This is a genomic window from Streptomyces sp. NPDC058646 (genome assembly GCF_042716875.1).
Classification (GTDB): domain Bacteria; phylum Actinomycetota; class Actinomycetes; order Streptomycetales; family Streptomycetaceae; genus Streptomyces.
In genome coordinates this window covers 176477-202014 of record NZ_JBHXRK010000004.1, presented here as the reverse complement: position 1 = coordinate 202014, position 25538 = coordinate 176477, and the positions used below count along the sequence as shown (strand labels likewise).

Here is a 25538-nt window from a genome sequence, read left to right as displayed (position 1 = left end):
CGCCGCACGTCACCGCTGCCCGAGCGCGAGCCCCCGCACCACCTCCGCCCGGCACTGCGACGGCGTGCCCCACGCGTCGCGCAGGGGGCGGGCCTTGCGCAGCCACAGGGACAGGTCCAGCTCCTCCGTGTAGCCGACCGCGCCGTGCAGCTGGAGGGCGGTCATCGCCGCCCGGTAGCAGGCCTCGCCCGCCGCCAGCTTGGCCGCCGCGACCTCGCCCGGGTCGGGCGACAGCGCCGCCGCCCAGACCAGCGGCCGGGCGAACTCCAGGTCCAGGAGGGTGTCGGCCAGCCGGTGCTTGACCGCCTGGAAGCCGCCGACCGGCGTCCCGAACTGGGTGCGCTGCTTCACGTACTCCACCGTGCGCCACAGCAACGCCTCGCCCGTTCCCAGGCACTGGGCCGCCGTCAGGAGCCGCGCCCAGCGCGCCGCCGTCCGCGCAGCCTCCGCCACCCGGGGTCCGTGCGCCAGCAGTTCCCCGCCCGCCCCGGGGAGGGAGAGCCGGCGCGCGGGGTCCGTGGAGCCGCGCGGCCGTCCCGGTCCGCCGGCCAGCCGGAGCTCGCCCGCGGCCGACACCGTGAAACAGTGCGCCGCGGCGTCCGCGTCCAGGGCGTACGGGCTCCCGTCCGGCAGCGTGAGCGTGGCGGCGGCCCCGCCCGCGACCAGGCCCGGCAGGAACCGCTTCGCCAGCGCGTCGTCCCCCAGCTCCGACAGCAGTACGGAGACGGCCGCACTCTCCACCGCCGGCCCCGGCACCCCGGCCCGGCCCAGTTCCACGAAGCCGAGGGACAGCTCCAGCGGGAGCAGGCCGGCGCCGTCGTAGGCCTCCGGAGCGGCCAGCGCGGTCAGGCCGGTGTCCGCGAGCCTCGACCAGAGCGCCCGGCCCGGTGCGAGGTCGCCGTCCGCCCAGGCCCGTACCGCTGCCGGGACGTCCGAGGCGGCCAGCAGGGAGCGCAGGGTACGGGCGAACTCGGCCTGCTCGCCGGTCGGCAGGAAGCGCATCAGCGGCGGCCCTTCGGGAGGCCGAGCAGCCGCTCGGCGATGAGGTCGCGCTGGATCTCGTTGGTCCCGGCGTAGATCGGCCCGGCCAGGGAGAAGACCCAGGGCTCGGCCCACGCGCCGTCCGCGAGCTCCGCCTCCGGTCCCAGCAGGTCCAGGGCCGTCTCGTGCAGGGCGATGTCGTACTCCGACCAGAACACCTTGTTCAGGCTCGACTCGGCGCCGACGGTCCCGCCCTCCGCGAAGCGGGAGGCGCCGGCCCAGGTGAACAGTTCGTAGGCGCGGGCCCCCACGAGCGCGTCCGCCACCCGGTCCCGCAGCGCGGTGTCGGCGGGGTCGCCGGCCGTCTCCCACAGCGCGCGGAGCCGGTCCGCGGCCGCCAGGAACCGGCCGGGGGAGCGCAGGGTGAGCCCCCGCTCGTTCCCGGTGGTCGACATGGCGATCCGCCAGCCCTGGCCCGGCTGCCCGATCACGTCCTCGTCCGGGACGAAGACCCCGTCCAGGAACAGCTCCGCGAAGGCCGGTTTGCCGTCCAGCCGGCCGATGGGCCGCACCGTCACCCCCGGCGCCCGCAGGCCGAACATCAGGTACGTCAGCCCCTGGTGCGGTTTCGCGGCCTGCGGGTCCGTGCGGAAGATGCCGAACGCGCGGTCCGCGAAGGCCGCCCGGGAGGACCAGGTCTTCTGCCCGGACAGCAGCCAGCCGCCCTCCGTCCGCACGGCCCGCGAGGTCAGCGAGGCCAGGTCGGAGCCCGCCTCCGGCTCGGACCAGGCCTGGGCCCAGACCACTTCGCCGCTCGCCATGGAGGGCAGCACCCGCGCCCGCTGCTCGTCCGTCGCATGGTCGAAGAGGGTCGGGGCGAGCAGGCTGATGCCGTTCTGCGAGACCCGGCCGGGCGCCCCCGCGGCCCAGTACTCCTCCTCGAAGACCAGCCACCGCACGATGTCCGCGCCCCGGCCGCCGTACTCCTCGGGCCAGGACACCACCGCCCAGCGGTCCGCGTGCAGCAGCGCCTCCCACTCCCGGTGGGCCGCGAAGCCCGCCTCCGTCTCCAGGGAGGGGAGGGGGGCGGCGGGCACGTGCCGGGCCAGCCAGGACCGGGCCTCGGCCCGGAAGGCCGCCACCTCCGCCGTCTGGGTCAGATCCATCAGGTGCCCGCCCCCTCCACGCTTCCCTAACAAGTGTTTGGTAGGTTAACGTACGGCCATGAGCAGCGTCGAGGAGTGCGCATGAACGAGCCCCGGTACGTGGCCGGCCACCGCCTGCTGGAGGGCCGTACCGCCGTCATCACCGCCGCGGCCGGCGCCGGGATCGGCGGGGCCACCGCACGCCGCTTCCTGGAGGAGGGCGCCCGCGTCCTCGTCGGCGACGCCCACGCCCGCCGCCTCAAGGAGACCGAGGAGGCGCTCGCCGCCGAATTCGGAGCCGGCCGCGTCGCCTCCCTCGTCTGCGACGTCACCGACGAGGAGCAGGTGGAGGCCTTCTTCGCCTACGCCGGTCAGCTCCACGGCGGCCTCGACGTCGTCGTCAACAACGCCGGCCTCGGCGGCACCGCGGCGCTCGTCGACATGACCGACGCCCAGTGGTCGCGCGTCCTCGACGTCACCCTGAACGGCACCTTCCGCTGCACCCGCGCCGCCCTGCGCTCGCTCAAGGCCTCGGGGCGCGGCGGAGTCGTCGTCAACAACGCCTCCGTCGTCGGCTGGCGCGCCCAGACGGGCCAGGCCCACTACGCCGCCGCGAAGGCCGGGGTGATGGCGCTGACCCGCTGCGCGGCCCTGGAGGCCGCGGAGTTCGGCGTACGGGTCAACGCGGTCGCGCCGAGCCTGGCCATGCACCCGCACCTGGTGAAGGTCACCAGCGAGGAACTGCTGGCCGAGCTGACCGCCCGCGAGGCCTTCGGCCGGTACGCCGAGCCCTGGGAGGTGGCCAACGTCATCGTCTTCCTGGCCAGCGGGTACTCGTCGTACATGACCGGCGAGACGGTCTCGGTCAGCAGCCAGCACCCGTAGCACCAGAATGGGCGCGTGCCGACGAACAAGAAGAAGCCCCAGGTGACCGCGTCGCCCGAACGCCGCAGAGAGCTCCTCAGCACCGCCGCGGAGGTCTTCGCCGCGCAGGGCTACAACGCCACCACCGTCCGGAAGATCGCCGACGCCGCCGGCATGCTCGCCGGCAGTCTCTACTACCACTTCGATTCCAAGGAATCGATGCTCGACGAGATCCTCTCCGCCTTCCTGACCGAGCTGTGGGAGGGGTACGACACCGTCCTCGCGGCCGGTCTCGGACCCCGGGAGACCATCGAAGCCCTGGTCACCGAGTCCTTCCGGGAGATCGACCGGCACCGCGCCGCCGTCGCGATCTACCAGAAGGAGGCCCGCACCCTCTCCGCGCAGCCCCGCTTCCACTACCTCTCGGACTCCCAGCAGAAGTTCGAGAAGGCCTGGCTGGGCACGCTGGAGCGGGGGGTCGCCGCCCGGGTGTTCCGCGCCGACCTCGACGTCCGCCTCACCTACCGCTTCGTCCGCGACACGGTATGGGTGGCGGCCTCCTGGTACCGGCCGGGCGGACAGCACAGCCCCGAGGAGATCGCCCGCCAGTACCTGTCGATGGTCCTGGACGGGATCGCCCTGCGTACCTGACCCGATCCGAGGAGTCCCGATGCCCGAGGCCTACATCGTCGAAGCGGTCCGCACCCCCGTGGGGCGGCGCAAGGGCGGCCTGTCCGCGGTCCACCCGGCCGACCTGGGCGCCCACGTCCTGAAGGCACTGGTCGAGCGGTCCGGGGTGGACCCGGCCGCCGTGGAGGACGTGGTCTTCGGCTGCCTCGACACGGTCGGGCCGCAGGCGGGGGACATCGCCCGGACGGCGTGGCTGGCGGCCGGCCTGCCCGAGGAGGTGCCCGGGGTCACCGTCGACCGGCAGTGCGGCTCCTCCCAGCAGGCGGTGCACTTCGCGGCCCAGGGGGTGCTCTCCGGCACCCAGGACCTGGTCGTCGCGGGCGGCACCCAGAACATGTCGATGATCCCGATCGCCTTCGCCTCCCGGCAGGCCGCCGAGCCGCTGGGCCTCACGGAGGGCCCGTACGCGGGCAGCGCGGGCTGGCGGGCGCGGTACGGGGACGCCCCCGTCAACCAGTTCCACGGCGCCGAGCTGATCGCACGCAAGTGGGGCATCACCCGCCGCGCCATGGAGGAGTTCGCCCTGCGGTCGCACGAGCGGGCCCTGCGCGCCCTCGACGAGGGCCGCTTCGCGCGCGAGACGGTGGCCTACGGGGAGGTGACGGCGGACGAGGGCCCGCGCCGGGACACCACCCTGGAGAAGATGGCGTCCCTGAAGCCCGTGGTCGAGGGCGGCACCATCACGGCGGCCGTCTCCTCCCAGGTCTCGGACGGTGCGGCGGCCCTGCTGATCGCCTCCGGGCGGGCGGTCCGCGAGCACGACCTGCGCCCCAGGGCCCGCATCCACCACCTCTCGGTCCGCGGCGAGGACCCCATCCGCATGCTGTCGGCCCCCATCCCGGCCACCGCGTACGCCCTGAAGAAGACCGGCATGTCGCCCGCCGACATCGACCTGGTGGAGATCAACGAGGCGTTCGCGCCGGTGGTGCTCGCCTGGCTGAAGGAGACCGGGGCGGACCCCGAACGGGTCAACGTCAACGGCGGCGCCATCGCCCTGGGGCACCCGCTGGGCGCCACCGGCGTCAAGCTGATGACCACCCTCCTCCACGAACTGGAACGGACCGGCGGCCGGTTCGGCCTCCAGACCATGTGCGAGGGCGGCGGCCAGGCCAACGTGACGATCATCGAGCGGCTGTAGCGGCCCCGCCACGCACCCGCGCAGGGCACCGGTGGGCCGCGCCCTACGGCCCGCCGGAAGGGCTGTACGGCGCGCGCGTGTACCTCGGGGGAGTGACATCACACGACGGGAGTGTTGCTCCCCGGCCAAGATGTGCTAGCTTTGAGGCGTTGCAGTTGTGGTACCCATGAACTTTATGTGCGCCTGACGGGAAGCTTCCTCAGGCGCTTTTATTGTTTTGCCGGACTCTCCGGATGGGGCCCTTTGCCGCCTATTCAGGAGATTTAAAATGGCACTTGGCACCGTGAAGTGGTTCAACTCGGAAAAGGGCTTCGGCTTCATCGAGCAGGACGGTGGCGGCCCGGACGTCTTCGCCCACTACTCGAACATCGCCACCCAGGGCTTCCGTGAGCTCCAGGAGGGCCAGCGCGTGTCCTTCGACGTCACCCAGGGCCAGAAGGGCCCCCAGGCGGAGAACATCCTCCCCGCCAACTAAGTACTTCAGCTTGCCGGGGTCCGCACCGCGAGGTGCGGGCCCCGGCTTGTCTGCTGTCTCGACCTTTTTGTTGTACCTGCCGGTTTCAGGAGGGCATTTCCGCATGACCAGCTCCAGCTCCGCACGACCCAGCCGCCGCCCCACCCGGGGCCGAGGAGCGGCCCAGGGACGTCCGAAGGCTGGCGCGGGACGGCAGAAGTCCGCCCCCGTTGCCCGGCCCCAAGAGTTCACCATGCCCGACCCGCTGACCCCGGCCCTTCCGGCCGTCGAAGCGTTCGAGGACATGGACATGCCCGAGGCGCTGCTGAAGACCCTCGCCGCCCAGGGCGTCACCCAGCCGTTCCCCATCCAGGCCGCCACGCTGCCGAACTCCCTCGCCGGCCGTGACCTGCTCGGCCGCGGCCGCACCGGTTCCGGCAAGACCCTGGCCTTCGGCCTGGCCCTGCTGGCCCGCACCGCGGGCCGCCGCGCGCAGCCGAAGTCACCGCTCGCGATGGTCCTCGTACCCACCCGCGAGCTCGCGCAGCAGGTGACCGACGCCCTGGCCCCCTACGCCACGGCCGTCAACCTGCGCATCGCGACCGTCGTCGGCGGCATGTCGATCAACCGGCAGTCCGGGGCCCTGCGCCGCGGCGCCGAGGTGCTCGTCGCCACCCCCGGCCGTCTGAAGGACCTCATCGACCGCGGCGACGCCGACCTCTCGCAGGTCGGGATCACGGTCCTCGACGAGGCCGACCAGATGACCGACATGGGCTTCATGCCGCAGGTCACCGCGCTGCTCAAGCAGGTCGCGGCCGGCGGCCAGACCATGCTGTTCTCCGCGACGCTGGACAAGAACATCGACAAGCTCGTCAAGATGTTCCTCACCGACCCGGTCGGACACTCCGTCGACCCGTCGGCCGGCGCGGTCACCACCATGGAGCACCACGTCCTGTACGTCATGGACGAGACCGACAAGAAGGCCGTGGCGACGCGTATAGCCGCTCGCGACGGCCGGGTGATCATGTTCGTGGACACCAAGCGCGGGGTCGACCGCATGGTCAAGAAGCTCCTCGCGGACGGCGTCCGCGCCTCCGGCCTGCACGGCGGCCGCTCCCAGCCCCAGCGCAACCGGACCCTCGACTGGTTCAAGACGGGCGAGGTCACCGCGCTCGTCGCGACGAACGTCGCCGCCCGTGGCATCCACATCGACGACCTCGACCTCGTCGTCAACGTGGACCCGCCCTCCGACCACAAGGACTACCTGCACCGCGGCGGCCGGACCGCCCGCGCCGGCGAGTCCGGCAGCGTGGTCACCCTCGTGCTGCCCGACCAGAAGCGGGACATGACCCGCCTCATGTCGGACGCCGGGATCTCCCCCCGCACCGCGCAGATCAAGTCCTCCGACGCGGAGCTGTCCCGCCTCACCGGCGCCCGCGAGCCCTCGGGCGTCCCCGTGGTCCTGGAAGTCCCCCAGGCGACCCCGCCGCGCCAGCGTTCCGCCGGCCAGGGCGGCGGCTCCGGCTCCGGCGGCGGACGGCGCCGCACCGGCGGCCCGCGCACCGGCTCCACCGCCGCCGCCGCGGCACCGGCCACCGGCGGCCGCGGACGCCGTACCGGCGGCGGCGCCGCCGGCCAGGCCCCCGCCGCGGGTTCCGGCCAGCCGCGCCGCGGCCAGGGCGGTCAGGGCGGCCAGGGCGCCGCTGCGGCCGGCTCCGGCGAGCGCGGCCGGCGTACGGGCGCAGGCTCCTCCGGCGGTGCGGCGGCGGCTTCGGCCCGCAGCCGCGTCGGCGGCGCCGGCCAGGGCCGCCGACGCCCGGTCTGACGGCAGCGGACACGGGAACGCCGGGTGGTGCGCACTGCGCACCACCCGGCGTTCCGCCGTTCCGGGCCCGCCGCGGTCAGCGGACCAGCTTGTCCTGCAGCCGGGCCAGGGTCCGCAGGTCCAGGCCCAGCCCCTCGGTCAGGTAGCCGTAGAAGCCGCCGTACTCGGCCTCCATCCGGGCCGTCGCCGCATCCAGGTAGTCCTGGCGGACCTCCTGGAGCGGGATCAGCAGGTCCGGGTTCTGCATCCGTCCGGACTGCTTGAGCCCCGCCCGCAGCTGGGCGTCGTACGCCGCACGGAAGGTGTTCGACGCCAGGTAGTCCTGCTCGGCCGTGGCCTCGGGAACCGCCAGGGCCCGCAGCAGCACGTAACTCATCCAGCCCGTACGGTCCTTCCCGGACGTGCAGTGGTACAGCAGCGGCCCCTGCTCGCCGTCGGCGATCTCCCGCAGGGTCGCCGCGAACTGGGCCCGGTTCTCGGGGCCGGTCACGAAGGTGCGGTAGATGTCGCGCATGTAGGCCTCGGCCTTGCCGCCGCCGAGCATCTGCTCCTGCTTCACGGGGTCCCCGCTGGAGATGGCTCCCACGAGGGTGCCGTACAGGCCGAGGTCGCTGACCGGGCGCGCGGTGGGGGTGAGCCCCGCGGGCAGCTTGTCGGGGCCGTCGTACTGGAGCTCCATCGGGATGCGGAAGTCCACGACCTTCTTGAGGCGCAGACCGGCGACGGTGCCCAGGTCCGCGGCGGTCAGCTTGCTCAGTGCGTCACCGCGGTAGACCAGCTCCCTGCGGACCTGGCCCCCCGTGTAGGTGCGGTAGCCGCCCAGGTCGCGGACGTTGACGGCGCCCTGGAGGGGGATCCGGACGATCGGTTCCGCGCCGGCGTGGTGCCGCAGCGGCTGCCGGGCGGCGACCCCGGCTCCGGGCGCCGCCGCGGCGTGGGCGCCGGGCAGGCCCGCGACGGTGAGGGCGCCGGCGAGCACCGCGGTCGCCAGGCGGATTCGGGCACGGCTCATGGTTTCGACTCCTGTGGCGGAGAAGGGGGATCACCCTGGTGGTGGCAGGGCGCCGAGCGAGTGCGGAGGGTTCAGCAGTTCCAGGTGCAGCAGCACGGTGTGCGCGTCGGCCATGACGCGGGAGACGAGCTCCGCACAGGACGGAAGATCCTCGATCACGCCCGCGACCTGGCCCGATGCCATGACGCCGAGGTCCGTGCGGCCCTCGACCATGGACGCCTTCAGGAGCATGGGGGTGTTCGCGGCGAGCAGGACCTGGCTCCAGGACAGGTCCTTGCCGTGCTTCATCGCGAGGCCGTCGCGCACCATCCGCGACCAGGTCAGACCCGAGAGCCTCTTGAAGCCCGCCGCGTGCCGGACCGCCCGCAGCAGCGCCCTGGCCCGGCCCGCCCGCTCCAGGGACTCCACCAGTTCCGAGCGGAGCATCCGGTGCGGCAGGCCGTCGACCGCCGTGGTGACGGTGACGTCCCTGACCCCGGCGGCCAGGTACCGGGCCTTGACGGCGTCCGGGACGGTGGAGTCGGACGTCAGCAGGAACCGGGTACCCATGGCGATGCCCGCGGCCCCGTAGGAGAGCGCCGCGACCAGGCCCCGCCCGTCGTGGAAGCCGCCCGCCGCGACCACCGGCACGTCCACGGCGTCCACGACCTGGGGCAGCAGCACCGTCGTCGCCACGTCCCCGGTGTGGCCCCCGCCCTCGCCGCCCTGCACGATCACCGCGTCGGCCCCCCAGGCGGCCACCTTCTCGGCGTGCCGGCGGGCCCCGACCGACGGAACGACGACCACGCCCGCGTCCTTGAGCCGTCCGATCAGCTCCCGCGACGGCGCGAGGGCGAAGGAGGCGACCCGTACGCCCTCGTCGATGATCAGCTGGGCGCGCTCGGCTGCGTCCCCGGCGTCCGCGCGCAGGTTGACCCCGAAGGGCGTCCCCTCGGGGACGCGGGAGGCGACTTCGCGGACCGCCGACCGCAGCTGCTCCAGCGTCATCGTGGCCGAGGCCAGGATGCCGAGTGCTCCCGCGTTCGCCGCACCCGCCACCAGGCGGGGGCCGGCGACCCAGCCCATGCCCGTCTGTACGATCGGGTGTTCGACCCCGACCAGCTCCGTGAACGCCGTCCGCATCGGATCAGCCCCGCACTTCCCGGTCGCGCAGCTCCCCGGGGTCGATCACCTCGCGGATCAGCCGCAGTTCCCCGTCGCTCGGCTCCCGCGTGTACGGCACCTCGCCGGCGAGGGCCAGCTCGAAGCCGGTGGCCGCCCGGACCTGCTCGACGGTCACGCCGGGGTGCACCGAGACGAGGCGCATGCTGTGCCCGGGACCGGTGAAGTCGAACACGCCGAGGTCGCTGACCACCCGGGGGAGCCGGTGGAAGCGGGTCACCCCGGCCTCGGCCGCCCGGTCGTGCCCGACCCCGCTCACCATGTCGACGCGCTCGACGAAGACCCGGGTGGAATGCCTGGGCACCCAGTAACTGACCGGATTGTTCAGCGTGTTGACGGGTGCTCCGCGGACCCCGAGGAGCTGTCGGGCCGGCCGCTCCCAGTCCCCGATGCAGGAGATGTTCTGGTTCCCGAACCGGTCGATCTGGCCGGCGCCCATCATCACGTGGCGCTTGCCGCCCGTGACCATGGTCAGGTGCCGCCGGTACGGCAGCCAGCCCTCGGTCGTGCCGTCGAGGCCGACGAGCAGGGCTTCGCCGTCGGTCAGCAGCAGGTCGGGGGAGAAGGTGTGCTTCGCGAGCCGGGCCCCGAAGGAAGGGATCAGGCCCATCGGGCTGGCCAGCACCTCGCCGTTGCCGCGCCAGGCCTCCGCGCAGGCGACGACGCAGTACTCGGCGCGGGTGACGCTCGTGGTGGTCACTGCTGCTCCTCGTGCCAGGTCCGGACGGCGGACCGGTAGTCGTGCTCGCTCGCGCCGGAGAGGAAGCGGGCGGCGAACTCGGGCCAGGGGGTGGTCGCGTAGAGCTTCTGGAAGGCCTCGTCGCGGTCGTAGTCGGGGACGCAGGAGGTGAAGTGGGCGCCGCCCGGGGTCTCCACCACGCCGGTGACGGAGTGCCGGCTGACGAGGAGGGACTGCGGGGGGCCGCCCTTGGCGAGTTCGGCGGTCTCCACCAGCTGCTCGCAGGAGACGTAGGCGGCGTCGGCGGCCTCGCAGAACAGGTCGTCGAAGTAGGGGTCCGGGCCCAGGTACTGACCGTTGCCGAGCCGGTCGGCCCGGTTGAGGTGGACCAGGGCGGCGTCCAGGCGCAGGGCGGGGACGGCGACGAACTCCTCGCCGTCCTCGTAGGGGGAGGTGACGGTGCGCAGCTGCGGGTTGACCCGCATCACGTCGGAGCCGAGGCCGGCGCGGACGGGGAGGAAGGGCAGCCGGTTGGCGGCGGCGTGCAGGCCCCACATGAACATGGCTTCGTCGAGTTCGGTGAGGGCGAAGGCGGCGCGCTCGCGGGCGGCCCGGAAGTGCGGCTCCAGGGGGATGGAGTCCAGGGTCGCGAAGGGGGCGACGAGCCGGCGGATGCGGCCGGCGGCGGCCAGCAGGCCCACGTCGGGGCCGCCGTACGCGACCACGGTGAGGTCGGTGATCTCGGACCTGAGCAGCGCTCTCACCAGGGCCATGGGCTTGCGCCGGGACCCCCAGCCGCCGATGCCGAGGGTCATTCCGCTGTGCAGCCGGCCGACGACCTCTTCCGGGGTCATGCTCTTGTCGGTCATGGACGCGGTTCCTTCCCGAAGGTGTCGCGGACCCGGTCGGCCACCCCGCTGAGGTTGGCCTCGAAGGTGAAGCCCTGCTCGAAGCGGTAGCTGCGGCGCACGTCCACGGGGTCGATGCCGTTGATGGCGGCCTTGGCCAGCCGGATCAGCCGGCCGTCCTTGCGGGCGATCTCGGCGGCCAGCTCCAGCGCGGCGGACTGCAGGTCCGCGCGCGGGACCACTCTCCACACCGAGCCGTGCGCGTGCAGTTCGGCGGCGGTCGCGGTGCGCGAGGTGTAGTAGAGGGCGCGCATCAGGTGCTGCGGGACGAGACGGGCCAGGTGGGTGGCCGCGCCGAGGGCGCCCCGGTCCAGCTCCGGCAGGCCGAACGTGGCGTCGTCGGAGGCGACGATCGCGTCGGCGTTGCCGACGAGGCCGATGCCGCCGCCCAGGCAGAAGCCGTGCACGGCCGCGACGACCGGCACCTCGCACTCGTACACGGCCGCGAAGGCCTCGTAGCAGCCGCCGTTGGCCCCGAGGAGGGCGCCGTGGCCGGTGTCGCGCTGGAGCTCCTTGATGTCGACGCCCGCGTTGAAGCCGCGGCCCTCGGCCGCCAGGACCACGCACCGGACCGCGGGGTCGCGGCCGGCGGCGCGCACGGCGTCGGCGAGGTCGTACCAGCCCCGCACGGGCAGTGCGTTGACGGGCGGGAAGTCGACCGTGACGCGTGCGATGCCCTTGCCGGGGCGTGCGGTGGAGACACCCATGACCGGATCAGCTACCTTTCCACCAAACATTTGTTAGGCGAGGAAGGTAGCAGCCTATGGAGCTCGACGGGAGGGTCGCCGTCGTGACCGGCGGAACCCGGGGCGTCGGCGCCGGCATCGCCCGGTCGTTCCTCGAGGCCGGCGCGGACGTGGTCGTATGCGCCCGCCGCCCGCCGGCCGGACCCGTGGCCGCGGGCGGCCGCCAGGCCCACTTCAGCGCGGTCGACCTGCGCGACCCCGCCGCCGTGGAGGAGTTCTTCGCCGTGGTCGCCCACCGCTACGGGAGGCTCGACTGCCTGGTCAACAACGCGGGCGGCACCCCGTACCGGCCCCTGGGGGAGGGCGGGGCGCAGCGCCACGCACGGGTCCTCGAACTGAACCTGCTCGCCCCGATGACGGCCTCGCTGCTGGCTCACCCCTGGCTGCGGGAGGCGCGGGGCTCGGTGCTGATGATCGGCAGCGTCAGCGGGACGCGGCCCTCGCCCGGGACGGCCGCGTACGGGGCCGCCAAGGCGGGACTGGAGCACCTGGCCCGGTCCATGGCCGTGGAGTGGGCGCCCGAGGTCCGGGTGAACTCGCTGGTCCTGGGCATGGTGCGGACCGAGCTGTCCCACCTGCACTACGGGGACGAGGCCGGGATCGCGGCGGTGGGCGCGACCGTACCGCTGGGGCGGCTGGCCGAGCCCGCGGACGTGGGGGAGGCGGCGGTGTTCCTCGCTTCCGACCGGGCCGCCTACGTGAGCGGAGCGAGTCTGCTGGTGCACGGCGGCGGCGAGCGGCCGGCGTTTCTGGATGCGGCAACCGTGAACAAGGAGAGCTGAGATGGGCATGGCCGAAGGACGGGTGGTCGTCGTGACGGGCGCGGGCCGGGGGCTGGGCCGGGCCCATGCGCTGGCCTTCGCGGCGGAAGGGGCGAAGGTCGTCGTCAACGACCTGGGGGTGGGCCTGGACGGGGCACCCGGCACGGACGGACCGGCGCAACGGGTGGTCGCCGAGATCCAGGCGCGCGGCGGCGAGGCCGTGGCGCACGGCGGGGACATCGCCACGGGCGAGGGGGCCGCCTCGCTGGTGGAGTGCGCGGTGACGCGGTTCGGCCGGCTGGACACGCTGGTCAACAACGCCGGCTTCCTGCGCGACCGGATGCTCGTCAACCTGGACGAGGAGGACTGGGACGCCGTCATGCGGGTGCACCTGAAGGGGCACTTCCTGCCGCTGCGCTCGGCCGCCGCGTGGTGGCGGGCGGAGGCGAAGGCCGGCCGGCCGGTGGCGGCCCGGGTGGTCAACACCTCCTCGGGCGCCGGGCTGCTGGGCTCGGTCGGGCAGGGCAACTACAGCGCAGCGAAGGCGGGGATCCTGGGCATGACCCTGGTCGCGGCCGCGGAGATGGGCCGGTACGGGGTCCAGGTCAACGCGATCGCCCCCGCGGCACGGACCCGGATGACGGAGCGGACCTTCGCCGAGACCATGGCCGCCCCGCAGGAGGGCGGCTTCGACGCGATGGCGCCGGAGAACGTGTCCCCGCTGGTGGTCTGGCTCGGCTCGGAGGGCTCGGCGGGGGTCACGGGCCGGGTCTTCGAGGTGGAGGGCGGGCGGATCACGGTCATGGAGGGCTGGCGCCCGGGCCCCACGGCGGACCGCGAGGCCCGGTGGACCCCCGCCGAGGCGGGCGAGGCCGCCGTGAAACTCCTCGCCTCCTCGCCGCCCCCGCTGCCGGTGTACGGATCCCGGTGAGGGACCCCCGCAGGGGTGTCGCGCCCGGCCCGGTCGGGGTCGTGCCGGCCGGGCCGGGCCGGGCCGGCTTCGGCCGGGCGGCACCCGGTCGCGCGGCATCCGGCCGGGACGTGTCCGGCCGGGAGGGGCCGACCTGCGGGCGGGGCCGGCGCGGCCGGGGGGTTCCGGTCATCTTGCGCGGCCGCGGGGGCCCGTACCGGCCGCCCGCCGCCGTCGCGGGGCTGATGCGCGCGCGCCGGGCCCGGCGGACGCCCGCGGTTCCGGCCAGGGGGGCGCGGTCGGCGGGCGTTGGCCGTAACGGAGCCTTATCGCCACCATGGGCCCGTGGTGGCATGTCCACGTCGAAACGGAAACCGAAACCGGAATCGGATCCGGGATCGGATCGGCATGGACGAATGGAGAAACGATGACGTCGCTCCGCCAAATCACCGTCGGTGCGGCGGCGGTGGCCCTCCTGGCCGTCGCCGCCCCCGCAGGGGCCGATACCGGTCCCACCCCGCCCGGGAGAATCACCGTAGAGGTGGTCGGGGTCAACGGCTCGGGCTGTCCGCAGGGGACCGCGGCCGTCGCCGCGGCCTCCGACAACACCTCCTTCACCGTCACGTACAGCGACTACCTCGCCCAGGCGGGAGCCGGCTCCGGCGGCACCGCGTTCCGCAAGAACTGCCAGCTCGCCCTGCGCGTCCACGTGCCCCAGGGGTACACGTACGCCATCGCCCGCGCCGACTACCGCGGCTTCGCCCACCTCCAGCGCGGGGCCTACGGGCAGGAGCGCGCGAACTACTACTTCCAGGGCCAGGCGCAGACGGCCCGCTCCACCCACCAGTTCAACGGCCCGCACTCGGACAACTGGCAGGCGAGCGACCGGACGGAGTACGCGGACCTGGTCTGGGCGCCCTGCGGCGAGGAGCGCAACCTCAACGTCAACACCGAACTGCGCGTCTACGCGGGGACGTCGAACCCGCAGGCCCTCAGCTTCATGAGCATGGACTCCACCGACGGCAGCGTCAGCACCGTCTACCACTTCGAGTGGAAGGAATGCACCGCGCCCTGACGTGCCGCGCGTGCAGGAACCCCGACTCAAGAGGAGCGACAACGATGTCCCTTCCCCTGTCCCGCACCCTGCTCGTCGGCGGTGCCCTCGCCGCCCTCGTCGCCGCCGCGACGCCGGCCGGAGCAGCCGCCCCGGGTCCGGGTCCCGGCGTGGGCCCGCTGATCACGGCGCCGCCCGACAAGATCGTGATCGAGCTGGCCACGGTCAACGGCTCAGGCTGCCGCGAGGGCACCGCCGAGGTGGCCGTCGCGCCCGACAACACGGCCTTCACGGTCACCTACAGCGAGTACCTCGCGCAGGTCGGCCCGGGCGCCCCGGCGACCGCGTTCCGCAAGAACTGCCAGCTCAACCTGCGCGTCCACGTGCCTTCGGGATTCACCTACGCGATCGTCCAGGCCGACTACCGCGGGTTCGCCTTCCTGCAGCCCGGAGCGTGGGGGCAGGAGAAGGCGAGCTACTACTTCCAGGGAATGCCCCAGACGTCCCAGCGGACCCACCAGTTCAACGGTCCGCTCAACGACAACTGGCAGGCGACCGACCGGACGGAGTACGCGGACCTGGTCTGGGCACCCTGCGGGGAGAAGCGCAATTTCAACATCAACACCGAACTGCGCGTGAACGCGGGGACGTCCGGTCCGCAGGCGACGAGCTTCATGGCCATGGACTCCACGGACGCCGGCGTGAGCACGCTCTACCACCTGGCCTGGCAGGTGTGCCCGCCCCGATAGCCGGTGCATGACCCGGGGACGGGAAGCCCCCCGGACGCGGCCGTGCCCGGCCCCCTGGCGAGGGGTCGGGTCCGGGTCCGTCCTCGGTGCGATGGGGTATCAGTACCCGCTCCGCCCCCCTGCTGAACCGCGGCCGCCCCCTCATGTTGTGCGGGGTTCGGCCGCGGCCCGCCGGGACTTGCCGTTCAGGACAGCTTGCCGCCGTAGTCCGGCAGCTTGACGGTGCGTTCGGCGTGCCCGCCCACGAGGTCGGTCGGGCTGTTGCCTATGTTGGCGATGATCGTGTAGCCGCGTGCCTCGATCTCGGCGCGCTTGCCCGTCTTGTACGCGCTGACCTCGTCGAACAGGTCGGGCAGATCGCGGACGTACAGCCCGGAGATCGGGTAGCCGACGGCCCTGAGGTTGTGCTCGGTGAGGGAGTGGATGATCCCGGGGCGGGCGGTGACGAAGAAGACGGCCACCCCGCGCTCGTGCGCGTACTGGGTCAGCGCGCGGACCTTGGAGATCGCGGGCGTCGGGAAGGTCCAGAACCAGTGGAAGTCCGTCTCCAGCGACGTGTTGTCGATGTCGAGGACGAGCGCGGGCTTCTCGCCGGCGGGCGAGGCGGCGATGCGCTGCTCGATGCCGGGGCGGGCCGCGTCGATGACGGACGCCACGTCCCGCTGCCAGGTGGCGTAGTCGATGCCGAGGATCGCCGCGTTGCCCCCGGGCGCGGAGGCGGTGGAGGCGGTGGAGGCGGCGTATGCCGGGGAGACCGTGGAGACCGTCGTGGCGGCGGACGCGGAAGCCCGGGCGGGGGTCGGAGCCGCCTGTGCGGCGGCGGCCGGGACCAGCGCCAGGATCGCGGCTGCGGCGGCCGCGCCGACAGCGGCGCTACGGGTGGCGTGGGTGGGGCGGGTGCGGCGGGTGCTGCGCATGGGGGACGCTCCTCGGTCGCGGGCGGGGATTGGCATGTACGCGACCACATTCGGTCAGTGTCGAGCCCCTGTCTACTGGCCGGTAAGAAACTTTTCGCGGCGGGAAGATGAAGCGGCGCCCCCCATCCCGCCAACACCACCGGTACCGCCCACACCACCGGCCTCGCTCGGGACTCGCGTGTCGCACTCCAGGACCGTCCCGCACAGCCCGCCCCGCACCCTCGGCCACCCGCGCACCGGCAGCCGCAGCCGCTGCCCGCACACCGGGCAGCAGAACTCCCCCCGCAGCCCCGGGCCGTTCCCGTCGGAGCGGTACGCGGCCCCGCCCGGCCGCGCGGCCCCGGTGCGCCGGTCCCGGGCGTAGCGGAGCCGCTCGGCCCGGCCCGCCGCCGGCGGGGCGCGGCGGTGCTCCCGCTCGGCCGGGGCGCGCCCGCGCGCGTAAGCCTCGTACGCCTGGGGCTCGTGAACCACGCGGAGGGGTCCTCGCCGAAGAGGCGCCCGCGCCGGGCGAGGACGTAGCCGAACCCCTCCGGGGTGAGGTCGCCGAGCTTCTGGCGGGTCAGCTCGTCCTCGCGGTAGGCGTCCAGCAGGAGCCGGCCGGCTCCCAGGCGGGCAGCGGCGGTGTCGGTGAGGATCCCGCTGTCCGCGGTGGCCGGGAAGCGCAGGTCCAGGCGGTGCAGCAGGACGCGGGTGACCTCATGGGCCAGGGCCGCGGCCAGATCGCGGCGGTGCGCGCGGAAGCGGCCGTTGACCTCGACGGCGTACTCGGGCCCGCCGCCGGTTCCACGGTGGCCGCCTCCTCCAGCGGCCGGAAGGCGACCACCCTGCGCGCCTCGGGCAGCCGCAGCGCGGAAATCCGTGCTCGACGGGGCCCGCGCCCCGTTCTTCTGCGTCATCGGGGCCCCCTCGCCGCAATCCCTGCCGTCGCGGCCGGGAGTTGGCCGAAAATGCGTTCTTGATGCCCGCCATACGTTCGATGTGTCATGGACCCGTCATTCACCCGATGGCACGCACAGCCCAACCCCCCACGAAAGGCAGTGTGTTGACTGTGTCCAGTCTCATGAGGTTCATGAAGCGCACCCTCGCCGTCGGCGCGGTCGCCCTCGCGGCCGTCAGCCTCCAGCCCGGCACCGCCTCCGCCGGCCCGGCCCCCGTCGTCGGCGGCACCCGCGCCGCCCAGGGCGAGTTCCCCTTCATGGTCCGCCTCTCCATGGGCTGCGGCGGCGCCCTCTACACCCAGCAGATCGTCCTCACCGCCGCCCACTGCGTGGGCAGCTCCGGCAACAACACCTCCATCACCGCCACCGCCGGAGTCGTCGACCTCAACAGCGCCAGCGCCATCAAGGTCAAGTCCACCAAGGTCCTGCGGGCCCCCGGCTACAACGGCACGGGCAAGGACTGGGCCCTCATCAAGCTCGCCAAGCCCATCAACCTGCCCACCCTCAAGATCGCCGAGACCAAGCAGTACGACAACGGCACCTTCACCGTCGCCGGCTGGGGCGCCACCCGCGAGGGCGGCAGCCAGCAGCGCTACCTGATGAAGGCCACCGTCCCCTTCGTCTCCGACGCCAGCTGCCAGGCCTCCTACGGCAGCTCCCTCGTCCCCAGCGAGGAGATCTGCGCCGGCTTCGACCAGGGCGGAGTGGACACCTGCCAGGGTGACTCCGGCGGCCCCATGTTCCGCCGCGACAACACCAACGCCTGGATCCAGGTCGGCATCGTCAGCTGGGGCCAGGGCTGCGCCCGACCCGACTACCCGGGCGTCTACACCGAGGTCTCGACCTTCGCCGCCCAGATCAAGAGCGCCGCGGCCGCGATGTAGCCCCGGCCCGTCCTTCCGGCCGGCCCACAACCGGCCGGAAGGACGAGGCGCCGTCCCCCGGACGTACGTAGCCTCGAAGCCGGTACCGCGAGGCCGCACCACCGCTGCCCCGCCCCGCGGCACCCACCCGGGCAACCGCCGTGCGGTTGCGGGCCGACCCGCCCGCCGGTCCCATGGAGAGGACCCGCCGGACCGTCACCCTCCTGCTCCTCGTCGGCAGCCACCCCCTCGTCGTCTGGGGCAGCGGCGAGGCCATCGCCCTCCTCGTCCTCCTCTCCCAGGTCCTGCTCCGCGCCCCCGCCCGCACCGCCGCCGTCCTCGGCCCGCTCCTCGGACTCGGCTGCATGGCCGTGTCGAAGCCCGCGCGGCCCGCTTCACCAAGGTCCCCGCCGACCGCGCCGCCGAGATCTTCGGCCGCATCGAGACCGCGGGCGACGAGGCCCTCGGCTCGATGTGCTGCCTCGTGAAGATCCTCCGGGAGGACGAGGCAGGGGCCCCGGCGGGCAGCCGCCCGGGCACCGCCCCCGTCGCCGGCCTCGCCGACATCCGCGGACTCACCGAACGGTTCTCCGTGACGTGCCCGCCCGTCGTCCTCCCCATCGAGGAGGGCCTGGAGGACCGCCTCCCCGGAGACGTCGCCGCCACCGCCACCGCCGTACGGATCGGGCTGCGCACCGTCCCGGCCGGCCCGGAGGTCCGCATCGCCGACGATGGCGGCCGCCCCGCCCGGCTCTCCGAGAACGCCCGCGGCGGCGGCTACGGCCTCGCCGGCATGGCCGAACGCGCCGAAGCCCTCGGCGGCTCCCTCACTGCGCGCCCCGCCCCCGAAGGCGGCTGGCTCGTCACCGCAACCCTGCCCCTCTGAACCCCGCCGAGCACACACCGCCGCACCCGCCCCACCCGGCCGGGCCCCGGCTCTGCCCGGCCCCGGCCCGACCCGCCCGCCCCTGTCCGGCCCCGGCCCGCCCGCCCCGGCCCGCCCGGCCCTGTCCCGGCGCGGTCCGGCTCGGCCCCGGCCGCTGGTCGGCCCGCCCGGCACGCCTCCGCCCCGGCCCGCCCGGCTCGGTCCGGCCCCGGCAAGGCTCTGCCCGGCCCGGCCCCGCCCGCCCCAGCCCCGCCCCGGTCAGGGGCCTCCTCAGGGCTCGGTCCGGCAGGTCCGTACGGTGGCGTGGTCCCGCCGGGTATCCGCCGCGGCGGCCCGGCCGACAGGCACCCCCGGGGGGCGGTCCGGGCGGGCGCGGGCCCGCGTCTCACTGGCTGACCGGCCGACGAAACCACCGCCCACCGCCACGTATTCTCGGTGACCATGAACAAGAGCGACAGCGACAACGGCACCGGCGGGATCGACGCGGACGTCACCGCCGAGCTGGCCCGACTGCGGGACAGCATCGACAACATCGACGCGGCCGTGGTCCACATGCTCGCCGAACGCTTCAAGTGCACCCAGCAGGTCGGCCACCTCAAGGCCAAGCACCAGCTGCCCCCGGCCGACCCGAACCGCGAGGCCAGCCAGATCGCCCGACTGCGCCAGCTCGCCGAGAACGCCAAGCTCGACCCGGCCTTCGCCGAGAAGCTCCTGAACTTCATCATCGCCGAGGTCATCCGCCACCACGAGACGATCGCCGCCGGCGAGGAAGCCTCGTAGATCACACTCCCTGGGGTCCGGCTGCCGTTTCGGGCAGCATGGCCCCCATGTCCGCATTGACGCGCAACGAAGCGCAGCACCGAGCCCAGCTCCTCGACGTCCACCACTACGCCGTCACCCTCGACCTCACCGGCGGCGACGAGACCTTCGACTCCACCACCGTCATCCGGTTCAGCGCCCGCGCCGCCGGAGACACCTTCCTGGAGCTGAAACCGGACGAACTGCGCTCCGTCACGCTCGACGGGCACCCCCTCGACACCGCCTCCCTCAGCGGCAACCGCCTCCCCCTCACCGGCCTGGCCGAAGGCCCCCACGAGCTGCGCGCCGACACCCGCATGCGCTACTCCCGCACCGGCGAGGGCCTGCACCGCTTCACCGACCCCGCGGACGGGGAGACGTACGTCTACAGCCAGATGTTCCTGGACGACGTGCAGCGGGTCTTCCCGGCCTTCGACCAGCCCGACCTGAAGGCCGTCTTCGAGTTCACCGTCACCGCGCCCGCACACTGGACCGTCCTCGCCAACGGCATCACCACCCGCACCGACGAGGCCGCCGTCGCCGACGACAAGCACGCCACGGGCGCCAGGGACGCCACGGGCGCCACGGACGGCACCGACCGCACCGGCACGGAGCACGGCGACCCCGGATCCGCCGTATGGCGCTCCGCCCCCACGCCCCCCATCCCCACCTACCTCGCCGCCGTCGCCGCCGGCCCCTGGCACAGCGTGACCACCGAGCACGCCGGACTGCCCTTCGGCATCCACTGCCGCCGGTCCCTCGCCCCCCACATGGACGACGACGCCGACGAGATCCTCTCCGTCACCACCGCCTGCTTCGACCGCTACCAGCAGAAGTTCACCGAGCCCTACCCCTTCGACTCCTACGACCAGGCCTTCGTCCCCGAGTTCAACTCCGGCGCCATGGAGAACCCCGGCCTGGTCACCTTCCGCGACGAGTTCATCTACCGCTCCGCCGTCACCGACACCGAACGCCAGACCCGCGCCATGGTCATCGCCCACGAGATGGCCCACATGTGGTTCGGCGACCTCGTCACCCTGCGCTGGTTCGACGACATCTGGCTCAACGAGTCCTTCGCCGAATACATGGGCTACCAGACCCTCGCCGAAGCCACCCGCTTCACCGGCACCTGGACCGAATTCGGCGTCGCCCGCAAGTCCTGGGGCTACGACGCCGACCAGCGCCCCTCCACCCACCCCGTCGCCCCCGCCCCCGAAGACGTCCCCGACACCGCCTCCGCCCTCCTCAACTTCGACGGCATCTCCTACGCCAAGGGCGCCTCCGTCCTGCGCCAGCTCGTCGCCTGGCTCGGCGAGAAGGACTTCCTCGCCGGCATCAACACCCACTTCGCCCGCCACAAGTTCGCCAACGCTTCCCTCGCCGACTTCGTCGACTCCCTCGCCGTCCACACCGACCGCGACGTCCACGCCTGGGCCGACATCTGGCTGCGCACCACCGGCATCGACACCCTCACCCCCAAGATCGAGGTCAACACCGACGGAGCCCCCGGCTGGACCCTCACCGTCGACCGCCGCGGCAGCCGACCGCACCGCATCGCGGCCGGCGTCTACGACCGCGACCCCGTCGACAGCCGCGTCCTGGAACTGCGCGAACTCCTCGACCTCGACGTCCCCTCCGACGAGGTCGTCTCCGTCGGCGGCCCCCGCCCCGCGCTCCTGCTCCTCAACGACGCCGACTTCACCTACGCCAAGGTCCGCCTCGACGAGACCTCCGTCGAGACCGCCCTGCGCAACCTCTCCGGCCTCCCCGACCCGCTCACCCGCGCCGTCGTCTGGAACTCCCTGCGCGACATGGTCCGCGACGGCGAACTGTCCCCGCCGGAGTACCTGGCCACCGCCGAGGCCCACCTGCCCGGGGAGGACGACCTCGCCGTCGTCCAGGGCGTCCTCGCCTTCGCCCGGACCCAGATCGCCGACCGCTACGCCGCCCCCGAGGAACGCAGTGCGGCCCTCGCCACCATCACCTCCATCGCCCGCGCCCTGCTCCGGCGCACCGAGGACGGCTCGGAGCCGGGGCTGCGGCTGGCCGCGGTACGCGCCTTCATCGACAGCGCCACCCAGCCCGACACCCTCGCCGCCTGGCTCGCCGACGACACCGTCCCCGGCGGCCCCGAACTCGACCCCGAACTGCGCTGGCGCATCCTCGCCCGCCTCTCGGTCCTCGGCGCCGTCGGAGAACGCGAGATCGACGCCGCCCTCGCCGCCGACCCCAGCGCCACCGGGGAGGAAGGCGCCGCCCGCTGCCGCGCCGCCCTGCCGACGGCCGAGGCCAAGGCGGTCGCCTGGCAACGCCTGTTCCACGACGACAGCCTCTCCAACTACCTGTTCACCGCCGTGGCCCAGGGCTTCTGGCAGCCCGAACAGGCCGACCTGGTACGGGACTACGTGCCGCGCTACTACCCCGAGGCCGTCGCCCTCGGCGCCCGCCGCGGCCCGGCCATCGGCGATGCCGCGGGCCGCTGGGCCTTCCCCGCCTACGCCATCGACCAGGCCAACCTCCAGGCGGGCCGCGCCTGCCTCACCGACCCGGCGATCCTCCCGACCCTGCGCCGCAAACTCGACGACCAACTCGCCGACCTCTCCCGCGCCCTCCACGTCCGCCGCCCGTAACCCCAAACCCACCCGCCCGAACCCCACCCCGGCGGAGCGAACCCCGCCGCCCACCCCCGGCAGCAGCCGCCCGACCTCCACCGGAGCCAAACCCGCCCCCCGGGCTCGGCGAGGTGAACCCGCCGGCGGGGCCGGGGGTGCCCCGGAGGGGCCCCGCACCCCGCTCCGCCCGATGGGGCCCCGCGGGACTACCCCGCCCCCAGGCCCGACAGCAGCCGACCGGGCTCCTCCGGAACAAACCCGCCCGAACGAGCCCTGGCGGCAGCCGACCGGGCTCCACTGGAGCGAACCCGCCCCCCAGGCCCGGCGGCAGCCGACCGGGCTCTCCACTGGAGCGAACCCGCCCCCCAGGCCCGGCGGCAGCCGACCGGCCCGGCGGAGCAACCCGCTACCCAGGCCCCGGCGGCAGCCGCCCGGCCCCGCCGCCGCCCGCAGGGCCACCCGCCGGCCCACCCCGAAGCCACCCGGATCCCCCCGGCCAGCCGCCAGGCGACCCGGCAGGAAAGCGACCCCGGACAAACCCCGGCGGTTACCCCATTCGGGTCGGATCGTTGTACCGGCCGGGTGCCCCGCCCCAGCCGCCCCCGGGCAGCACCGAACCCGCCTCCGGAGAACTCCGATGACACCGTCCCCGCTCGCCGGCGGCCCCACGGGCACCGAAGCCCTGCGGCCCCTGCTCGACACCGTCCTCGAAGCCCTCCACAGCGGAGCCCGGGAACGCGGCGGGCCGATCCCGGCCGGCGGACCCCACACCGTCACCGCCCGCGTCGAGGCCGCCCTGGGCGACGTACTGCCCGACCACGGCACCGGCGACCACGAGGCACTGCGCACCCTCGTCCACACCCTGGCCGCCGGAGCCGCCGACCCCGCCGACCCCCTCTGCGCAGCCCACCTCCAATGCCCGCCCCTCGCCGTCGCCGCAGCCGCCGACCTCGCCGCCGGCGCCCTGAACCCCTCCCTCGACTCCTGGGACCAGGCCCCCGCCGCCTCCGCCCTCGAAAGCCTCCTCACCCGCACCCTCGCCGCCGAGTTCTACCCCCACGCCCCCCACCCCGACGCCCTCGTCACCACCGGCGGCACCGAAGCCAACCAACTCGCCCTGCTCCTCGCCCGCGAACGCCACGGCCCCCACCTCACCGTCCTCCACGGAGCCAACGCCCACCACTCCGTCCCCCGCGCCGCATGGCTCCTCGGCCTCCCCCCGGCCACCGCCCTCCCCACCCCCACCGGCACCCTCGACCCCACCACCCTCGCCCGCGCCCTCGCCACCACCCCCGGCCCCGTCCTCGTCACCGCCACCGCCGGCACCACCGACGCCGGACTCGTCGACCCCCTCACCCCCATCGCCGACCTCTGCGACCACCACGGCGCCGACCTCCACATCGACGCCGCCTACGGCGGCCTCCTCGCCCTCAGCCCCCGCCACCGCGCAGAAGTCAGCGGCCTCCACCGCGCCCGCTCCCTCACCATCGACCTCCACAAACTCGGCTGGCAGCCCGTCGCCGCCGGACTCCTCGCCGTCCCCGACACCACCCTCCTCACCCCCCTCGCCCACCAGGCCGACTACCTCAACGCCACCGACGACACCGAAGCCGGCCTGCCCGACCTCCTCGGCCGCTCCCTGCGCACCACCCGCCGCCCCGACGCCTTCAAGATCGCCACCACCCTGCGCGCCCTCGGCCGCGACGGCATCGCCCACCTGATCGACCGCACCTGCGACCTCGCACACCACTTCGCACGACTCCTCGACGCCCACCCCCGCTTCGAGCTCCACTCGGCGCCCACCATCAGCACCGTGCTCTTCCGGCCCACCCACGCCGACGACAACCAGGTCGCCGCCCTGCGCCGCACCCTCCTGCACGAGGGCCGCGCAGTCCTCGGCCGCACCCACACCGCCGGCCGCCTCTGGCTCAAAGCCACCCTGCTCAACCCCCACACCACGGCGGCGGACCTGGACACCCTCATCGCCCTCCTGGAAGGCAGCACCCACCGATGACCGCCCAGCTCGATGCACCCCACGACCTCGTCGGAATCGGCATCGGCCCCTGCAACCTCTCCCTCGCGGCCCTCGCCCACGGCCTCCCCCGACAAGGAGCGGGTGAACTCGCCACCGCCTTCTACGACCAGCGCCGCGACTTCCGATGGCACCCCGGACTCCTCATCGAAGGAGCCACCCTCCAAGTCCCCTTCCTCGCCGACCTCGTCACCCTCGCCGACCCCACCAGCCCCTGGAGCTTCCTCAACTACCTCAAACACAAGGAACGGCTCTTCCCCTTCTACTTCGCCGAGCAGTTCCACACCCAACGCGCCGAATACGACGCCTACTGTCGCTGGGTCGCCGGCCGCGTCCCCGGACTCCACTTCGGCCACCAGGTCGACGCCGTCCGCTGGAACCCCGAACGCGACCTCTTCGAAGTCGACTTCACCCAACTCGACCCCCACGGCGAAGCCGAAGCCCTCGGCCGCACCTGGACCCGCCACCTCGCCCTCGGCCTCGGCACCGCCCCCTACGTCCCCGAACCCCTGCGCCCCCTCGCCGACGCCCCCACCGTCCCCGTCATCCACTCCGCCGACTACCTCGACAGCCGGCAGCGCATCATCGACGCCGAACACGTCACCGTCATCGGATCAGGCCAGTCCGGCGCCGAAGTCTTCCTCGACCTGCTCCGCGCCCGCCCCGAAGGCCGCGAACGCCTCACCTGGCTCGCCCGGACCCCCGCCTTCGCCCCCATGGAGTACTCGAAACTCGGCCTCGAACACTTCACCCCCGACTACACCCGCTACTTCCACGCCCTCCCCGAACCCGTGCGCGACCGCCTCGTCCCCTCCCAATGGCAGCTCCACAAGGGCATCGACACCGACACCATCGCCGCCATCCACCAAGAGCTCTACCGCCGCACCCTCCACGGCGGCTGGCCCGACGCCGTCCTCACCCCCGGAGTCACCGTCCGCACCGCCGGCCGGGTCGCCACCACCAAGGTCGAGCTCCACCTCGAACACCAGGAACAAGGCACCCGCTCCCGCCTCACCACCGACGCCGTCGTCCTCGCCACCGGCTACCGGGAACGCCCCCTCGGCGGCCTCCTCGCCGGACTCGACCCCTACCTGCGCAAGGACGCCTCCGGCCGCCCCCGCATCGACGACCGCTACCGGATGATCACCGACCCCGCCGTCACCGGCAGCATCTTCGTCCAGAACGGCGAACGCCACACCCACGGCGTCGGAGCCCCCGACCTCGGCCTCGCCGCCAGCCGAAGCGCCGCCATCCTCAACACCCTCACCGGAAAAGAGCCCTACCCCCAGCCCCACCGCACCGCCTTCACCACCTTCGGCCTCGAACAGCGGGAGCACACCCGCCCCCGACCCGCAGGCGAGCTGCTCCCCCTGGTCGACCACCCCTAGCCACCCCCCAAGACGACCGAGGCGACC

At 73.7% G+C, this 25538-nt stretch carries 24 protein-coding genes and 1 pseudogene; 16 read left to right on the top strand and 9 right to left on the bottom strand.

Going from position 1 to position 25538, the window contains the following annotated elements:
* Window positions 1–9 precede the first annotated feature (9 nt).
* Together ACFWUZ_RS07505 and ACFWUZ_RS07500 are read right to left on the bottom strand one after the other, a co-directional pair.
* The gene (locus tag ACFWUZ_RS07505; protein ID WP_384368588.1) at window positions 10–1002 is read right to left on the bottom strand and encodes an acyl-CoA dehydrogenase family protein; all 993 of its coding nucleotides are present in this window, start codon (window positions 1000–1002) and stop codon (window positions 10–12) included.
* Complete coding sequence (locus ACFWUZ_RS07500; RefSeq protein WP_384368585.1) at window positions 1002–2147, bottom strand: acyl-CoA dehydrogenase family protein; 1146 nt, start codon at window positions 2145–2147, stop codon at window positions 1002–1004. Before ACFWUZ_RS07500 ends, ACFWUZ_RS07505 begins: the two co-directional genes overlap by 1 nt.
* A gap of 81 nt (window positions 2148–2228) precedes the next feature.
* Between ACFWUZ_RS07500 and ACFWUZ_RS07495 the strand changes: the two genes are divergently transcribed.
* The 5 genes from ACFWUZ_RS07495 to ACFWUZ_RS07475 all read left to right on the top strand — a co-directional run bounded on the left by ACFWUZ_RS07495 (window position 2229) and on the right by ACFWUZ_RS07475 (window position 7097).
* On the top strand, window positions 2229–3011 hold the full coding sequence (locus ACFWUZ_RS07495) for an SDR family oxidoreductase (protein ID WP_384368582.1): 783 nt from the start codon (window positions 2229–2231) through the stop codon (window positions 3009–3011).
* 15 nt (window positions 3012–3026) lie between these two features.
* On the top strand, window positions 3027–3641 hold the full coding sequence (locus ACFWUZ_RS07490) for a TetR/AcrR family transcriptional regulator (protein WP_384368579.1): 615 nt from the start codon (window positions 3027–3029) through the stop codon (window positions 3639–3641).
* A 19-nt stretch (window positions 3642–3660) separates the two neighbouring features.
* Window positions 3661–4818, top strand: a complete 1158-nt coding sequence (locus tag ACFWUZ_RS07485) for an acetyl-CoA C-acetyltransferase (protein ID WP_384368576.1) — start codon at window positions 3661–3663, stop codon at window positions 4816–4818.
* 268 nt (window positions 4819–5086) lie between these two features.
* On the top strand, window positions 5087–5293 hold the full coding sequence (locus ACFWUZ_RS07480; protein WP_030707191.1) for a cold-shock protein: 207 nt from the start codon (window positions 5087–5089) through the stop codon (window positions 5291–5293).
* Between the two features lie 103 nt (window positions 5294–5396).
* Window positions 5397–7097, top strand: a complete 1701-nt coding sequence (locus ACFWUZ_RS07475) for a DEAD/DEAH box helicase (protein WP_384368573.1) — start codon at window positions 5397–5399, stop codon at window positions 7095–7097.
* A gap of 76 nt (window positions 7098–7173) precedes the next feature.
* On the opposite strand, the gene ACFWUZ_RS07470 is transcribed toward ACFWUZ_RS07475, so the two are convergent.
* The 5 genes from ACFWUZ_RS07470 to ACFWUZ_RS07450 are packed head-to-tail and all read right to left on the bottom strand — an operon-like array spanning window position 7174 to window position 11564.
* Window positions 7174–8109 (bottom strand): tyrosine-protein phosphatase, encoded by a 936-nt coding sequence (locus tag ACFWUZ_RS07470; protein ID WP_384368570.1) that lies wholly within the window; start codon window positions 8107–8109, stop codon window positions 7174–7176.
* A 30-nt stretch (window positions 8110–8139) separates the two neighbouring features.
* Window positions 8140–9231: an NAD(P)H-dependent flavin oxidoreductase gene (locus ACFWUZ_RS07465; protein ID WP_384368567.1), complete on the bottom strand. Its 1092-nt coding sequence runs from the start codon at window positions 9229–9231 to the stop codon at window positions 8140–8142.
* Between the two features lie 4 nt (window positions 9232–9235).
* Entirely contained in the window at window positions 9236–9970 is a 735-nt protein-coding gene (locus tag ACFWUZ_RS07460; RefSeq protein ID WP_384368564.1) for a CoA-transferase subunit beta, read from the bottom strand.
* A complete protein-coding gene (locus ACFWUZ_RS07455; protein WP_384368561.1) occupies window positions 9967–10818 on the bottom strand; it encodes a CoA transferase subunit A in 852 nt (283 codons plus the stop codon). Before ACFWUZ_RS07455 ends, ACFWUZ_RS07460 begins: the two co-directional genes overlap by 4 nt.
* Window positions 10815–11564, bottom strand: coding sequence for an enoyl-CoA hydratase family protein (locus ACFWUZ_RS07450; protein WP_384368558.1), 750 nt, complete (start codon window positions 11562–11564; stop codon window positions 10815–10817). Before ACFWUZ_RS07450 ends, ACFWUZ_RS07455 begins: the two co-directional genes overlap by 4 nt.
* A gap of 56 nt (window positions 11565–11620) precedes the next feature.
* Between ACFWUZ_RS07450 and ACFWUZ_RS07445 the strand changes: the two genes are divergently transcribed.
* The 4 genes from ACFWUZ_RS07445 (at window position 11621) to ACFWUZ_RS07430 (ending at window position 15077) form a co-directional block, all read left to right on the top strand.
* Window positions 11621–12385: an SDR family oxidoreductase gene (locus ACFWUZ_RS07445; RefSeq protein ID WP_384368555.1), complete on the top strand. Its 765-nt coding sequence runs from the start codon at window positions 11621–11623 to the stop codon at window positions 12383–12385.
* A gap of 1 nt (window position 12386) precedes the next feature.
* Entirely contained in the window at window positions 12387–13295 is a 909-nt protein-coding gene (locus tag ACFWUZ_RS07440; protein WP_384368552.1) for an SDR family oxidoreductase, read from the top strand.
* Between the two features lie 406 nt (window positions 13296–13701).
* Window positions 13702–14349, top strand: a complete 648-nt coding sequence (locus ACFWUZ_RS07435; RefSeq protein WP_384368549.1) for a DUF4360 domain-containing protein — start codon at window positions 13702–13704, stop codon at window positions 14347–14349.
* Between the two features lie 56 nt (window positions 14350–14405).
* Window positions 14406–15077, top strand: coding sequence for a DUF4360 domain-containing protein (locus ACFWUZ_RS07430; RefSeq protein ID WP_384368869.1), 672 nt, complete (start codon window positions 14406–14408; stop codon window positions 15075–15077).
* A gap of 185 nt (window positions 15078–15262) precedes the next feature.
* Here the strand turns inward: ACFWUZ_RS07430 and ACFWUZ_RS07425 are convergent, their stop codons facing one another.
* Both ACFWUZ_RS07425 and ACFWUZ_RS07420 read right to left on the bottom strand, forming a co-directional pair.
* The gene (locus ACFWUZ_RS07425) at window positions 15263–15994 is read right to left on the bottom strand and encodes an HAD family acid phosphatase (protein WP_384368546.1); all 732 of its coding nucleotides are present in this window, start codon (window positions 15992–15994) and stop codon (window positions 15263–15265) included.
* A 177-nt stretch (window positions 15995–16171) separates the two neighbouring features.
* A pseudogene (locus ACFWUZ_RS07420) lies at window positions 16172–16859 on the bottom strand (hypothetical protein); the annotation flags it as partial.
* 195 nt (window positions 16860–17054) lie between these two features.
* Between ACFWUZ_RS07420 and ACFWUZ_RS07415 the strand changes: the two are divergent.
* The 7 genes from ACFWUZ_RS07415 to ACFWUZ_RS07385 all read left to right on the top strand — a co-directional run bounded on the left by ACFWUZ_RS07415 (window position 17055) and on the right by ACFWUZ_RS07385 (window position 25511).
* Window positions 17055–17816 carry a serine protease gene (locus ACFWUZ_RS07415; RefSeq protein ID WP_384368543.1) on the top strand — a complete coding sequence of 254 codons (762 nt, stop codon included), beginning with the start codon at window positions 17055–17057 and terminating at the stop codon, window positions 17814–17816.
* A gap of 173 nt (window positions 17817–17989) precedes the next feature.
* Window positions 17990–18283 carry a hypothetical protein gene (locus tag ACFWUZ_RS07410; RefSeq protein ID WP_384368540.1) on the top strand — a complete coding sequence of 98 codons (294 nt, stop codon included), beginning with the start codon at window positions 17990–17992 and terminating at the stop codon, window positions 18281–18283.
* A complete protein-coding gene (locus tag ACFWUZ_RS07405) occupies window positions 18280–18681 on the top strand; it encodes a sensor histidine kinase (RefSeq protein WP_384368537.1) in 402 nt (133 codons plus the stop codon). The genes ACFWUZ_RS07410 and ACFWUZ_RS07405 overlap by 4 nt, the downstream gene beginning before the upstream one ends.
* A 441-nt stretch (window positions 18682–19122) precedes the next feature.
* Entirely contained in the window at window positions 19123–19461 is a 339-nt protein-coding gene (locus ACFWUZ_RS07400) for a chorismate mutase (RefSeq protein ID WP_384368534.1), read from the top strand.
* A 38-nt stretch (window positions 19462–19499) separates the two neighbouring features.
* Window positions 19500–22109 carry an aminopeptidase N gene (gene pepN / locus ACFWUZ_RS07395; RefSeq protein ID WP_384368531.1) on the top strand — a complete coding sequence of 870 codons (2610 nt, stop codon included), beginning with the start codon at window positions 19500–19502 and terminating at the stop codon, window positions 22107–22109.
* A gap of 619 nt (window positions 22110–22728) precedes the next feature.
* A complete protein-coding gene (locus ACFWUZ_RS07390; protein ID WP_384368528.1) occupies window positions 22729–24105 on the top strand; it encodes a pyridoxal phosphate-dependent decarboxylase family protein in 1377 nt (458 codons plus the stop codon).
* Window positions 24102–25511 (top strand): lysine N(6)-hydroxylase/L-ornithine N(5)-oxygenase family protein, encoded by a 1410-nt coding sequence (locus ACFWUZ_RS07385; RefSeq protein WP_384368525.1) that lies wholly within the window; start codon window positions 24102–24104, stop codon window positions 25509–25511. Before ACFWUZ_RS07390 ends, ACFWUZ_RS07385 begins: the two co-directional genes overlap by 4 nt.
* The last annotated feature ends 27 nt before the right edge of the window (window positions 25512–25538 follow it).